Source organism: Microaerobacter geothermalis, assembly GCF_021608135.1.
GTDB classification, from domain to species: Bacteria; Bacillota; Bacilli; order DSM-22679; family DSM-22679; genus Microaerobacter; species Microaerobacter geothermalis.
Map to the genome: position 1 here is coordinate 143,999 of NZ_JAKIHL010000002.1, position 13,946 is coordinate 157,944.

The window sequence follows — 13,946 nt, forward strand, 5'->3', positions numbered from 1 at the left end:
AACCTGCTTCGCCTCCTTAATTTTTATTTTGCTTTACTATATTTTGAGTAATGCGGTCCAGCATGATGGCCAATATTACCACCGCCAGACCCGCCTCAAAACCTTCACCTGTTTTAATTTGCGTAACGGCACGATACACTTCTGCCCCAAGTCCTTTCGCTCCGATCATCGAGGCAATCACTACCATCGATAAAGAGAGCATAATGGTTTGGTTTATGCCAGCCATAATGGTGGGAACAGCCAATGGAAGTTGTAATTTCATCAGTTTTTGCCCTGGAGTGGAACCAAAGGCATCTGCCGCTTCAACCAGGTCTTTTGGCACCTGGCGTATTCCGAGATTGGTCAATCGAATGGTTGGAGGGATGGCAAATATAACGGAAGCAATCACCCCTGGAACTTCCCCCAATCCGAAAAAGATAATCGCCGGAATGAGATAAACGAAGGCCGGCATGGTTTGCATAAAATCCAAAACAGGCATAATTAAATGTTGAATCGTATTTTTTTTGGCACACAATATCCCGATAGGGATCCCAAAGATGATAGAAATCAGAGCTGAAGTAAGCACTAAAGCCAAGGTACTCATGGTCTGATCCCAGTATCCTAGATTATCTATGAAAATAAGCCCTACAAATGTAAAGATTGCGATGGGCCATCTGCCAGTAAAATAGGCTAGGATGCTGAATATAAGAATGATGACGATGGATGGCGGCAGATGAAGCAAAAAAGAGAAAAAATCTACCGTTCCTCCGATTACATCGGAGGTGATGTCAAATAAAATTCCAAAGTATTTATCCAGCCATTTGACAAACCATTCCACCCAAACATCCAGTGGTATTTTAGGAAACATCATGACTCACCTGCCCTTCGATATGACCGGCTAATGCCCCAAGAACAGCTCCACGAATAATGACGCCTTTCAGTCGGCCTGCATCATCCACAACAGCCACCGGAATCTGTGATCGGGATACCACATCAAATAATTCATATAAAAGAGTGTCCGGGGAAACGGTGGGAACATCTTTAATCATGTAATCCATCAATCGCCCGCCCGATTTGGTTGCTTCTGAAGCATGATCAGCCGTAATCGCTCCTAACAGTTTTTTCGACTTATCCACGACAAAAAGATTGGACACTCCATTATCTTTCATCAGCTGAAGGGCTACCCTAGGTCCGCGGTCAATACCAATAGTTTCCGGGCGTCTCATTACGTGAGATGCTGTAAGAACTTTGGAAACATCGACGTCCTCTATAAAGCGTTCCACATAATCATTGGCAGGATTGGTCATAATTTCTTCAGGAGTCCCAATCTGCACCACGGAACCATCCTTCATAAGGGCAATACGATCCCCGATTCGCAGGGCTTCATCCAAATCATGGGTAATGAAAACAATGGTCTTCTGCATTTTCCCTTGCAATTCCATGAGTTCATCCTGCATATCCTTACGTATCAATGGATCCAATGCACTAAAGGCCTCGTCCATTAATAAGATATCTGGATCATTTGCCAATCCCCTGGCCAAACCCACCCGCTGCTGCATCCCACCGCTTAGCTGATCGGGGTAACTGTTTTCCCAGCCTTTAAGACCAACCAACTCTAAGGATATCCGTGCTTTTTCCTGGCGCTCGGACTTGGGAATACCTTGTACTTCCAAACCGTATTCAACATTTTGAAGAACGGTGCGATGCGGGAACAAGGCAAACTTCTGAAAAACCATACTCATTTTTTTACGCCTTACCTGACGAAGCTGCTCCTGATTCAGCTGAACAAGATTGGTTCCGTCAACTAATACCTCTCCTTCGGTGGGTTCGATCAAGCGGTTTAATAAACGAACCAACGTTGATTTCCCGCTGCCGGAAAGACCCATAATCACGAAAATCTCTCCTGGTTCAATTTCAAAGCTGACCTGATTTACTCCTACTGTTAATCCGGTTTCTTCAAATATTCTGTTCTTGTTCCAACCCTTCTTTAATAGGTCTATCCCCTTTTTGGGTTGCGGACCAAATATCTTGGTTAAATTATTTACAACAATTTTTGGCATTCCATCACCTCATTCTTTTGGAAAAGCGTAATCTGAAGATTAGCCTCAAAACAAAACTTAATAAATTCTTCTCCCGAACTCGTCTTGCAGATGTGTAAATCTTTGATATGAAAATACATTTTCATCTAGTGACCCTATAGGTCATGGATGTTTAGTTCCCCATCTATACTTCTCTAGTCTAATGAGTATGCAAATTTTGTTCAAAGCCCATATTCGACGATAAACTTTGTACAGATAAAACTTTACAAACATTACATACCGTATTCTCCGTTTTTCATATAAATCCTGCCAGATTTGATTCTTTACAGGAGGAGATTTCTTATTTACAATACATAGGCGTAAGTATATTCTGTCCAAGGAGGGAGAAAGGGAATGAATTTCCAAGGATTAAGTGAACAGGAAACAACAGCCATCCTAAAGGCAAGAAACCGCGTCATTGAATCCATTGCAAAAAACATGGATTTGTATGGGGTCACTCTCTCTGTTGGGCATTTATATGGAACAATGTTTTTTCAAGATGAACCAATGACATTAGAGGATATGGGTTCTGCATTAGGGATGAGCAAAACAAGCATGAGTACTGCTGTAAGAACCCTCATGGATTTAAAAATGGTAAACAAAGTATGGAAGAAGGGTTCCAGAAAAGATAATTATGAAGTGGAATCGGATTGGTATCAAAACTTTACTGACTTTTTTTCTATTAAATGGCGCAAATCAGTGGATATGAATATCCAAATGGTTAAAAAATCCATCCGCGAATTGGAAGCTTTGTCCCAATCCAATAAGGAAAACCAAGCGCTTCAAAAAATTGTTGAAATGGATATAAATAAGCTTCATTCTGCATTGGAATTTTATGAATGGTTATCCAGGTTGATTGACTGTTTCGAATCGGGGGATATTTATCAACTGGTTCCAAAAACCATCGAAGAAAACTTGCATCGGAAATAACAAATTTCTAAACCTTCTTGAATAGGCTATTAGTGAAGGAACTAAACCTCCATGACCTGAAGGGTTGTGAGCGTTTAGTTCTATTCGTATAGGTCAGGAGATAGAAAAGATCGCTTGATTCAAGGAGGATTTTTTATGTCACAAATCGTGATTCCGAGGAGAAATTACGGCTATGAGGAAATGATGACAGATTTAACTGTTCTGAAAAGTCGCTATCCTTTCATTCAATTCACTTTCATCGGAGAATCCGTATCAGGCCGGTCCATCCCAGTCGTTCGTTTGGGAGAAGGAGCGAAGGAAGTTCATTATAACGGGTCCTTTCATGCCAATGAGTGGTTAACTACCATCATTTTGATGCATTTTATTGAGGAATACGCAAAAGCATACCAAAACCAGGGAAATATGGATTCATTTCACATCCCCACCCTTTATAACCAAACCTCCCTTTGGATTGTTCCAATGGTAAATCCGGATGGAGTGGAATTGGTTCAAAAAGGGATAACTCCGGATCACCCCTATTTTGATAAAGTGATGAGATTGAACGGTGGATCGAGGGACTTCAGCGGGTGGAAGGCAAATATTCGGGGGGTTGATCTCAATGACCAGTTTCCTGCACATTGGGAGGAAGAAGTGACCAGACGTTCCCCTGGCGAACCTGCCCCGAGGGACTATCCCGGACCGGCACCATTATCTGAACCGGAGTCACAGGCCATGGCCAAATTCACCCACTCCCATCATTTCAGGCTGGTCATTGCCTTCCATACCCAGTGTGAAGAGATCTATTGGGGATATCGCGGTCTTGAACCTCCTGAATCCCGGCAAATCGTTGAAAGGTTTGCTGATTTCAGCGGTTATAAACCCGTTCAATACGTGGAAAGTGATGCCGGGTACAAGGATTGGTTTATCCAGGATTGGCGCAATCCCGGTTTTACCGTGGAACTGGGAAGAGGAGTTAATCCCCTTCCCATCAGTCAGTTTTCATCCATTTGGGAAAAAGTGTTTAGAATGTTGTTGACAGGGCTGGTGGTTTAGATTCCTTCCTGTGAATAGATCCTTCCTTTTTCCACATAATGATGTGCACCTTCTTTGATTCGCTCCATCTGTTCCGATGAAAGCTGACGGATCACTTTTGCCGGAACTCCAGCCGCCAAAACTCCGCCTTCAATTACCTTGCCTTCTGGAACCAAAGCCCCTGCTGCGATCAAAGCCCCTTTTCCAATGACTGCTCCATTCAATATGGTGGCTCCCATTCCAATTAAAGCGCCATCTTCTATGGTGCATCCATGTAAGGTCACATTATGACCTACGGTAACATGTTTCCCAACCTTAACCGGATATCCCGGATCAACATGAACAACCGATCCATCTTGAATATTGGATCCTTCTCCTATGATTATCGGCTCATTATCTCCCCGGAGAACAGCGTTAAACCAAACACTGGATTCTTTCTCCAATGTAACTTCACCAATGATTTGTGCTCCCGGGGCTACATAAGCAGAAGAATCAATTTTTGGCTGTTTCCCTTTGAAGGAATATTTCATTTGATCAGTTCCCCTTTCCCCCTTCATTTTCTAACTGTCTGTCTTCATTAAGTGAACTCAGTTAGAGGGCCAATTCACCGGAAATAAACCCTTTGGTTTCCCGATGCTTTGGAGTTAAAAAGATCTGCTCGGTTGGACCCGCTTCGATCAATCGGCCCTCTTGCAGATATAAAGTGATATCAGCAATTCTTCTAGCTTGAAACATGTTGTGAGTAACGAGAATAATCGTGATTTTCTCCTTTTTATTGATTTCAACCAATGCATGTTCAATAACCCTCACATGATTAGGGTCAATACTGGCCGTTGGCTCATCTAGGATTAAAATCCTTGGATAAACCGCTATCGCTCTGGCGATCGCGACACGTGCCCCTTCTCCTCCCGAAAGCGTCCGGGCATGCTGGTGCTGAATATGGGATACTCCAAATTGTTCCATCATTTCTTCCACTCGTTCTTTTCTCTTTTTTTTATCCCATTTACGGACGCGCAATCCATACTCAATATTTGCATATACATCCGTTTGAAACAAATAGGGTTTCTGCCAGACACAGGAAAAATCAGGATGGGGAGTTCCCAACCTTTTTCCGAGATAATAAACCTCACCGGATGTCGGAGTCTCAAATCCGGTTATCATTTTTAACAATGTACTCTTACCTGAACCATTGGACCCGATAATTCCATAGATATACCCGGATTCAAAGGAATAGGAAAAATCTTTCAGCACCTGACGGTTTTTATATGCTTTCGTTACATGTTTTAAGGTGACCATTTCCCATCTCCTGCACTCTGCCATCGATACAATACGGTATTTATAAGAAATGAAAGGAGCAATAATACAATGCCAAGGGCCAAGGCCATGCCGAAATTTCCTTTCCTCGTTTCAAGAACGATGGCAGTTGTTAATACTCTGGTATGACCTTCAATGTCACCTCCTACAATCATCACTGCTCCTACCTCAGCAATCACCCTTCCAAAACCGGTAATGACTCCCGCCAAAATGGCAAATCGCAATTCAACCACTAATGTTTGTATGGCTTGCAATTTACTAGCTCCCAATCCAATGGCGGTATTCATAATCTCCCCAGCCTGCTTATTTACAGCCGTATAGGTAAGACCTGAAATAATGGGAAAAGCCAACAAAGTTTGCGCAATCACCATTGCCCAAGGAGTATAGAGCAAATAAAAAATAGGGGCAATGGGTCCACTTCTTGACAAAAACAAGAAGACCAAAAGGCCGATAAAAACGGGAGGAAGTCCCATAAACACATAATTTAATCGAATGAAAACGCTGTGTCCCGGAAATCGGTACAGTCCCAATATAATTCCCAAAGGAATCCCAAGAATGCTTCCTAATAAAACCCCTGATGCTGAAACTATAAGACTGAGAAAAATAATTTGGTACAACTCCGGGTTAAACTGGATCAAAATGTCAAAAGAATGATGCAATGCTTCCAAAATATATTCCATATTTAAGCTCCAATTGATCTCGCATTAAAAAATTCTCATTGTACTTCTACTTTATAAAAGGCGTCTTCCGACATCTCTCATGCTGTAACCACCAAGGGATTCAACCTCAGACTGAAAAGATGGGGACTGGATGAGTTCAAGCAGTTCCTGCCCTGCCTCGCTTTCATAATATTTTCTCGTCATCAATAGATCATAACGCTCTTCCCCTACGGGAATAAAATCAAGATCCATGGCCTTGGCAGCAGAATAAATCCCCAGGCCACAATCAGCGGAGCCTCCAGCAACAGCAGCAGCCACGCTTAGATGGGAATAAGCTTCCCGATCATATCCGATCAATTGATTTGCTTGAAGCCCCGTTTTCTTGATCAAATAATCAAAAAGCAATCGAGTTCCTGCTCCCCGTTGACGGTTAATATACCGGATATGAGATTGAAACAGATCTTCTATTTTCTCAATCCCCAACGGATTACCTCTTTTTACGATCCACCCTTGGGTCCGGTAAACCAGATTGACGAGGACAACTTCCTGATCACCCAACATCTTTTTGACGAAGGGAATATTGTATTCACCGCTTTCTTCATCAAATAAATGGATCCCGGCAACATGGGCCTCTCCCTTTCGAATCGCCAAAATTCCTCCCATGCTTCCGACATGGGAAGAAAATAAGTATCGTGAAGGGTATTTTTGATGAAACTGGGAACCAAGAATATCAATGGTCAAATCATGGCTCCCCGACATGACCGTAGTCCCATTGATTTCATCTAGTGAACGATAAAGCTCGATTTCTACTTCTTCACCCTGTTCATACCCCAAGCTATTGGAGGGAATGACCAGGAGCCCGTCAGCCCGAACCAGTGACATGGTGACGCCGGCCGCCCTTGTTAACGGATTGGCCACATATTTCCCGTCAATGGCACCGATGGTCATGCGTACAAATTCATCGGCTCCCATCACTGACACTACTCGTCTTCCTAAAGTTGCCCTTAATGTTGGCCGTTTGGGTTCTGGCAACCCGTAGCATTGATATATTAAGGGACGCACAAACCATTCCAGCGCCAAATAGGCAGATACAGGATATCCAGGTAAACCGATGACCGGCTTTCCATTTACCACTCCCAAAACCACCGGCTTGCCGGGTCTGGTTGCTACCCCATGGGTAATCACTTCCCCAATTTCTTCAATCACATGGACGGTATAGTCTTCTGATCCTGCAGAAGAACCGGCATTTAACAACACCATATCCGCTTTTTCAACCATTTGAAGAACAGCCTGTTTAATTGCCTCATAATCATCCTTTACAATTCCGTGATAGAGAGGCTCTGCTCCCCATTCTTCCAAATAGGCTGAAAAAACGGTTCCGTTAAATTCAATGATTTCTCCTTTGTTCAGTTCACGGGAAGGCGGTATAAGCTCTGTTCCTGTAGGGATGATTCCTGCTATCGGCTTCTTAATCACAGGAATTTGGGTGACTCCACCGGCTAAAATGGCCCCCAAATCTACCGGACGTAACCGATGATTTCCCGGAACAATCACCTCACCGGATATCACATCTTCCCCAACCTGTCTGACATGTTGCCAAGGGCTTGCCGGTTCAATGATCTCAACCTCTTCCTCCCCGTGCTGCTGGACATTTTCAATCATAATGACCGAATCAAATCCTTCAGGTAAAGGGTCCCCTGTATCGATGTAAACAAAATCCTTTCCTCTTTCCAAGTAAACCGGGTTCTGCTCATGGGCTCCATAGGTACGCTCAGCATTCACCGCAATTCCGTCCATGGCGGATGCATGATAATGGGGCATCGAAAGATGGGCAAAAATTGGATGAGCCGTAACCCGTCCACGGGCATTTTGAGTAGGGATCTGTTCCACTTTCCTTTCTAACGGTGCTTTTTCCATTAATTGAAGTTTGGCTTGAAGTAGCGGTGTATCCTCCAGATAAATTTTCCTCATACCCTTCAACATCGATGTCCACTCCCTTCAAACAGCATAACCTGCACGGTTTCCCCTTCAAGAATTCCTTCTTTTTGGGATGGAATTTCCACGATCCCGTCACTTTCCACCATGGTAAAAATTAATCCTGATTTACCAAAAACTGGATTTGCCCATAATTGCCCGTCTCTTTCCTCCAATCTCACCCGAATATAATCTGTCCTTCCGACAGCAGAAGGAATATTCCGGCTGATTTTTGCCGAGAGCCGCCCATCATAGGCTTTAGGCGACAGATCTTGTAACCGCTCGATGATCCGGCGTCCAAATAAATCAAAAATTATCAGGGCTGAAGCAGGATGACCGGGAAGACCCATGACCGGCTTTCCTTGCGCTTTTCCGATAATAGTGGGTTTTCCGGGTTTAACTGATACACCATGAATAAGGACGCCCGGTTCTCCCAAAGCCTGCAGCACCTGGGTAGTATAATCTCTGGTTCCAACGGAACTTCCCCCTGATAGAATCAAAAAGTCACTTTGCTCAAATAATTGGGAAGCCCGTTTGAAATACTCTTCATAATCATCTCGGACGATTCCACCATCAATTACTCTACCCCCTAGCTGTTCCACAGCAGCTCGAATTACAATCCGGTTAATATCCCGAATCTGACCTGGCATTAATTCTTTTGTATCAGGTGAAACAATCTCATCACCGGTGGAAAGCAGGCCTATTGTTGGAGAAGGATATACTTTAACCTCCATCTGTCCAATGGCGGCAAGAACTCCCAAATCCTGAGGTCTTAAACGCTTCCCCTTGGGCATCACTTTTTCCCCTTTTTCCACATCTTCCGCAGCCCGAATCACATTTTCTCCAGGGGATACCTGACGGTAAACATTTAACAATCCCCCGATATCTTCCACATGCTCAATCATCACAATGGCATCAGCACCGGGTGGAAGCATACCGCCAGTAGGAATGGACTGCGCTTGTCCAGTTGTCAATGGCGTTTTGGCCTCTTGTCCCATTTCTATGCTATCTGAAACTTGTAGAAATGCCGGAAGGGATTCAGATGCCCCGTAAGTATCTTTGGCAATGACAGCATATCCGTCTACAGCAGACCTTGAAAATGGAGGTACATCTTCTAATGAAATAATATCTTCCGCTAAAACCTTTCCCAAAGCTTCTTCTAGGGGAAGTACAATCGGAGGCCTAAACGGAAGAAACTGTACATCAATCACTTGAAATGCCTCTTCCACTGTATGAACATTGAAAAATTTCATCAAATCATCCCTTATTATATATAATAGTATGGTAAAATATTGGTTAAATCATAGGTGTTATAAATAAAAGTGACAAAGGAGAGGTTATCCATGAAGATTAAGCTATTTGCCACCTTTCGGGAAATTTGCTCAATGAAAGAACTGCATATTCCCCTTAATCATGGAAACAACGATGTAAAAACAGTACTGAAGCAGCTCATTGAAAACCATCCTCAGATGAAAGAAGAACTGTTTATTGATGATGATCAATTAAAACCCCTAGTCCATGTGTTTGTGAATGGCAAAAATATCATTCATGGCAAAGGATTGGCCACTCCTCTAAAGGAAAGTGATGAAATCGCTCTATTCCCTCCGGTAGGAGGTGGATGATATGAAACGAGTCTTAGAGTTTCGCGGGATTCCCCAACATGAATTGAAAGAGTACTTTCATCAATTAGCCATTTCGGCAAAAAGTGAGAAGCTTTTTTTGGGAAACGGCTGGTCGGCTTCCCTCTCTGAAGAAGGTACCCTATCCTTTGGATCCCTGACCATTCCGGTTACCTATATTACTTTTTCAGGAGATGACAAATCAGTAAATGAAGTCATCAAGGAATTCCGCAGAAAAACCATGCGTGCCGGGGGCTGAATCACCTTTATCGTTCATGAAGAGGAAAGAAGGGCCTTCGCCCTCCTTCCTCTCATTTATTTTAACTTTGTACTTCCGATTGAACCCCTTTATCACGAACACGAGGTTGTTCCTGATAAATCCTAGGATACAATTCCCAGCTCATGGAGCTTTTTCTCTGGCACCACTCCGTTGTTCCAGCCCCTTGCTTGGTAGTACTCCTGCAGCATTTGGGGCAGGTGGCTCACCTCTCCCTTACTTCCCCCTGTTCCCGGAAGCTCAAGGAAACGCTTCGGCAACTGGTCATCCTTGCCGTCAAATCCGGCCAAATTATTGTAATACCTTTCTAAGTTGTAAATCCGTTCCCCAATTTTAAAAACATCATCCATCGTAATATCAATACCAACGACACTTGAATATTGTTCAGCATAATGTTCTGCATTTTGAGCAAATGAGGAGAATTTGCAAATATCAAGGGAATCTGAGAAAGCCAACATATCCTGAAATATTTTCAGCAGTTCTCCTTTTCCTTCCGGTTTTAACCTATCCGTCGGTTCTGGGATCCCCATAATTTCACTGGCTACAGTATATCCGCGAAGGTGACAGGCACCCCGGTTACTGGTGGCATATCCTAACCCAATCCCTTGGATTCCTCGGGGGTCATAGGCTGGAATAGCTTGATTTTTTACAACCATTGCCATCTGGGCATCACCAAATTTCTCAGCAGCACGACCCGTTCCTTCAGCCAAGATATCACCGATTCCTTCACGCCTCACAGTCTTTTCAATCAGATCAATCATGCTGTCTGCGTCTCCCCAAGAAATCTTCTCCTGGATGAGTCCCCTTTCCGAAGCCTCCATCACCATAGACAGGGTATTGCCAATCTCAATGGTATCAATTCCATATTCGTTACATTGGTTAATCATGTAGGCGATGGCGTCACGGTTGTCACAGCCGCAATTGGCCCCCAATGCCCAAGCCGATTCATACTCATAGCTTTCTACTTTCGTCTTATATTTGCCATCCTTCACTTCAACTTCTTTCTTACAGGCCACAGGGCAAGCATGACAGGTAGGTTCTGACACCAGGATGGTATCACGGATCGTTTCCCCGCTGTGTGCTTCAGCGTTTGCAAAGTGACTTTCTAAAGAGTTTCGAGTAGGAAGGGCTCCTGCTTCATTTATAATGTTGGTCAAAACATTAGTTCCATATAAGGAAAGTCCACCCTTTTTAGGAGCAGTTACCGGACTATCCATCAGTGCCTTCAAAGCCTTCTTCTGGGCTTCTGGAAACTTCTCCTTATTATTGGCTTCCGGCATATTTCCTTTCTGTTCTGCTTTAATCACGATTGCCTTTAGATTCTTGTATCCGGCCACTGCACCGGTTCCGCCGCGTCCCGCCGCGCGATCATGCTCATTGATAAAACCCGCAAAACGGACCAAGTTTTCTCCGGCAATGCCTATGGCCATAACACTGGTTTCACTTCCGTATCTTTCCTGAAGTTTTTTCACTGTCTCCCGGGTGCTTTTCCCCCAAAGATCACTGGCATCATGTAAAGTGGCTTCTCCATTTTCCACCAGAAGATAAACCGGTTTATCACTTTTCCCTTTGAAAATAATATTGTCCAAACCTGCCCATTTCAATCGGGCGGCCGTCCATCCTCCCATATGGGAGTCTGTCACTGTTCCTGTTAAAGGGGATTTTGATACTACACATAACCTTCCGCTCATGTTTACTCTTGTTCCTGTTAATGGTCCAGTCATCACACACAAGAGATTCTCAGGAGAAAAGGCTTCCACCTCAGGGCCGTTATCAAGCATATATCGGACTCCTAATCCCCTTCCTCCTACATATTTGCGGGCATATTCTTCGTTGATCGTTTTGTACTCTACAGAACCCGTTGTAAGGTCCACCCATGCTTCACGATTTCTATAACCGCCTAAACTCATCAACAACCTCCCCTTTTCATGATCAAATTTTGTGATTATGGACTTCAACTTCTGATGAAATTCTACATCCACAACAAAATTCCTGCTAAATATTCTGTCTTTTTTCTTTTTTTTGTTGTATCCTAGATGGATGAACGATCTCCTTTACCATAAATACGATAAAGGGATAAAAAATATAACATCTATCACGAACGAGACATGAATTATTATTATAGGAAATATAGAAAGGGTGAGGGACCATGAATCAACAAATTCGTTATTCCAGGCAGCTTCTATTCCCGCCAATCGGCAGAGAAGGACAAGAAAAATTAGCCAATAGCCGGGTTACCATCGTGGGGATGGGAGCATTGGGGAGTGTCCATGCAAACCATATGGTTCGAAGTGGTGTTGGTTATGTTCGGATCATCGATCGGGATTTTGTGGAGCCTTCCAACTTACAGCGGCAAATTTTATATGATGAGTCAGATGCCAAAGAGAATTTGCCTAAAGTAATTGCGGCCAAAAAGAAATTGGAAGCCATCAATTCTGATGTTACCATTGATGCCGTACTAACTGACTTAAATGCGTTAAATGCAGAGGATTTGCTAAAAGAGAGCGATCTTGTTCTGGATGGGACAGATAATTTTCAAGTTCGTTTTTTGATTAATGATGTGTGTGTGAAGCATGGAATTCCCTGGGTTTATGGAGGTGCGGTCAGTGCAAAGGGAATGTTTGCAGTCATACGGCCAGGGATAACCCCTTGTTTGCGATGCCTTTTCCATCAACCGGTTGAATCCGGCCACACTGAAACTTGTGACACCGTTGGTGTGATTGCTCCTGTGGTCAGTATCATTGCTTCCTTTCAGGCAGTGGAAGCTTTAAAGATCCTGGTTGGAGATGAGGAACATATCAACCCCAATTTGGAACATTATCTTGTTTGGGAAAACCAACATATGCAGATGAGCATAAAAAAAGCAAGAAATCCTGAATGTCCTTCTTGCGGAAAAAGGGAATTTGAATTCCTCGACCCCGCCAAAGAAACAAATCAGGCTGTATCTTTGTGTGGGAGAAATACGGTGCAAATTCTTCCAAGTCATCAACAGAAATTAAATCTGGATCTGTTGGCTTCGAAATTAAAAAATATAGGAAAAACGGAACAGAATCATTTTCTGCTCCGCTTCTATATCGATGATTATAATCTTGTCATATTCCCCGATGGACGGGTCCTTGTGCAGGGAACCGACGATTTAACTGTCGCCCGATCCCTTTATGCCAAATACATTGGCATGTAAATATTATTTGTCAATGTAAAAAAGCTGTTCCCCGTTTACTTTAAACTCAGTAATGATCTTTTTCCCCTCATCGGATGTAATAAATTGAATCAATTTCATGGCACCCTGGAAATTAACTCCAGGGTGCTTTTCTGGATTGACAGCAATGATTCCATAGGGATTAAATAACAGCTTATCCCCTTCAACCAGTACCTTCAGATTTAACTTATCCTTCATCGAAAGGTAGGTCCCCCGGTCAGACAATGTATAAGCCTGCAATTCATTGGTCATGATTAGGGTGTCACCCATTCCCTTTCCGACAGAAAGATACCAATCTCCTGATGGTTTAATTTGAGCTTTACTCCAAAGACTCTTTTCTTTTTTATGGGTACCTGAGTCATCTCCACGGGAAATAAACTTTGCCTTTCCTTCGGACAATTTCTTCATTGCATTCGTTACATCCATTCCCTTTATTCCTGCCGGATCATCAGCGGGTCCCAAAACGACAAAATCATTGTACATGACATCTCTGCGGTTAACACCGTGCTTCTCAGCTACGAATTGATCTTCAGCAGATCTGGCATGGACCAAAATCACATCAACATCTCCCATTTCTCCCGTTTTTATCGCTTGACCGGTTCCCTGGGCCAACACTTGGACCTCGATACCATATTTTTGGGTAAAGGCTGGGATCAATTGATCCAACAGCCCTGAATCTTTGGTGCTGGTTGTCGTAGCAAGCCGGATCATGCCATTTGTTTTGTCCGGTGTGTTACCTGGCTTATCCTGCCCTTGAACGGGTTCATTCGCTGAATTGGAGCAACCCGCTGCAATTCCAATCGTAAAAAACAGCACCATTAGAACAATAAAAGATTGACGCTTCACAAAAAATCCTCCCCCGCTTCTTTTCCATTCCTTTTCTCTTAAGTATACTTGTATATGGAC

Annotated in this window: 14 protein-coding genes; 5 read left to right on the forward strand and 9 right to left on the reverse strand. The window is 43.4% G+C overall.

Annotated elements, in window-relative coordinates; translation table 11 throughout:
* Positions 1–16: 16 nt before the first annotated feature.
* The gene (locus tag L1765_RS02730) at positions 17–850 is read right to left on the reverse strand and encodes an ABC transporter permease (protein ID WP_236404445.1); all 834 of its coding nucleotides are present in this window, start codon (positions 848–850) and stop codon (positions 17–19) included.
* Positions 837–2,039 (reverse strand): quaternary amine ABC transporter ATP-binding protein, encoded by a 1,203-nt coding sequence (locus L1765_RS02735; RefSeq protein WP_236404447.1) that lies wholly within the window; start codon positions 2,037–2,039, stop codon positions 837–839. The genes L1765_RS02730 and L1765_RS02735 overlap by 14 nt, the downstream gene beginning before the upstream one ends.
* A gap of 372 nt (positions 2,040–2,411) precedes the next feature.
* On the opposite strand from L1765_RS02735, the gene L1765_RS02740 reads away from it, so the two are divergent.
* Both L1765_RS02740 and L1765_RS02745 read left to right on the forward strand, forming a co-directional pair.
* Entirely contained in the window at positions 2,412–2,987 is a 576-nt protein-coding gene (locus tag L1765_RS02740; protein WP_236404448.1) for a GbsR/MarR family transcriptional regulator, read from the forward strand.
* Positions 2,988–3,122: 135 nt separating this feature from the next.
* A complete protein-coding gene (locus L1765_RS02745) occupies positions 3,123–4,019 on the forward strand; it encodes a M14 family metallopeptidase (protein WP_236404449.1) in 897 nt (298 codons plus the stop codon).
* Here the strand turns inward: L1765_RS02745 and L1765_RS02750 are convergent.
* The 5 genes from L1765_RS02750 to L1765_RS02770 all read right to left on the reverse strand — a co-directional run bounded on the left by L1765_RS02750 (position 4,016) and on the right by L1765_RS02770 (position 9,198).
* Entirely contained in the window at positions 4,016–4,528 is a 513-nt protein-coding gene (locus tag L1765_RS02750; RefSeq protein ID WP_236404450.1) for a gamma carbonic anhydrase family protein, read from the reverse strand. The genes L1765_RS02745 and L1765_RS02750 overlap by 4 nt on opposite strands.
* A gap of 61 nt (positions 4,529–4,589) precedes the next feature.
* Positions 4,590–5,294: an ATP-binding cassette domain-containing protein gene (locus tag L1765_RS02755; RefSeq protein ID WP_236404451.1), complete on the reverse strand. Its 705-nt coding sequence runs from the start codon at positions 5,292–5,294 to the stop codon at positions 4,590–4,592.
* On the reverse strand, positions 5,282–5,992 hold the full coding sequence (locus L1765_RS02760) for an ABC transporter permease (RefSeq protein WP_236404454.1): 711 nt from the start codon (positions 5,990–5,992) through the stop codon (positions 5,282–5,284). Before L1765_RS02760 ends, L1765_RS02755 begins: the two co-directional genes overlap by 13 nt.
* A gap of 51 nt (positions 5,993–6,043) precedes the next feature.
* On the reverse strand, positions 6,044–7,954 hold the full coding sequence (locus tag L1765_RS02765; RefSeq protein ID WP_236404456.1) for a molybdopterin biosynthesis protein: 1,911 nt from the start codon (positions 7,952–7,954) through the stop codon (positions 6,044–6,046).
* Positions 7,948–9,198 carry a molybdopterin molybdotransferase MoeA gene (locus L1765_RS02770; RefSeq protein WP_236404457.1) on the reverse strand — a complete coding sequence of 417 codons (1,251 nt, stop codon included), beginning with the start codon at positions 9,196–9,198 and terminating at the stop codon, positions 7,948–7,950. Before L1765_RS02770 ends, L1765_RS02765 begins: the two co-directional genes overlap by 7 nt.
* A gap of 90 nt (positions 9,199–9,288) precedes the next feature.
* Here L1765_RS02770 and L1765_RS02775 point away from each other — a divergent pair, with 90 nt between their 5' ends.
* Both L1765_RS02775 and L1765_RS02780 read left to right on the forward strand, forming a co-directional pair.
* Positions 9,289–9,567, forward strand: coding sequence for a ubiquitin-like small modifier protein 1 (locus L1765_RS02775; protein ID WP_236404460.1), 279 nt, complete (start codon positions 9,289–9,291; stop codon positions 9,565–9,567).
* Between the two features lies 1 nt (position 9,568).
* A complete protein-coding gene (locus L1765_RS02780; RefSeq protein WP_236404461.1) occupies positions 9,569–9,823 on the forward strand; it encodes a hypothetical protein in 255 nt (84 codons plus the stop codon).
* 122 nt (positions 9,824–9,945) lie between these two features.
* On the opposite strand, the gene L1765_RS02785 is transcribed toward L1765_RS02780, so the two are convergent.
* On the reverse strand, positions 9,946–11,751 hold the full coding sequence (locus L1765_RS02785; protein WP_236404462.1) for an aldehyde ferredoxin oxidoreductase family protein: 1,806 nt from the start codon (positions 11,749–11,751) through the stop codon (positions 9,946–9,948).
* A 239-nt stretch (positions 11,752–11,990) separates the two neighbouring features.
* Between L1765_RS02785 and L1765_RS02790 the strand changes: the two genes are divergently transcribed.
* Positions 11,991–13,022, forward strand: a complete 1,032-nt coding sequence (locus L1765_RS02790) for a ThiF family adenylyltransferase (RefSeq protein WP_236404465.1) — start codon at positions 11,991–11,993, stop codon at positions 13,020–13,022.
* Between the two features lie 3 nt (positions 13,023–13,025).
* On the opposite strand, the gene L1765_RS02795 is transcribed toward L1765_RS02790, so the two are convergent.
* Positions 13,026–13,886 (reverse strand): substrate-binding domain-containing protein, encoded by an 861-nt coding sequence (locus L1765_RS02795; protein ID WP_236404467.1) that lies wholly within the window; start codon positions 13,884–13,886, stop codon positions 13,026–13,028.
* Positions 13,887–13,946 lie beyond the last annotated feature (60 nt).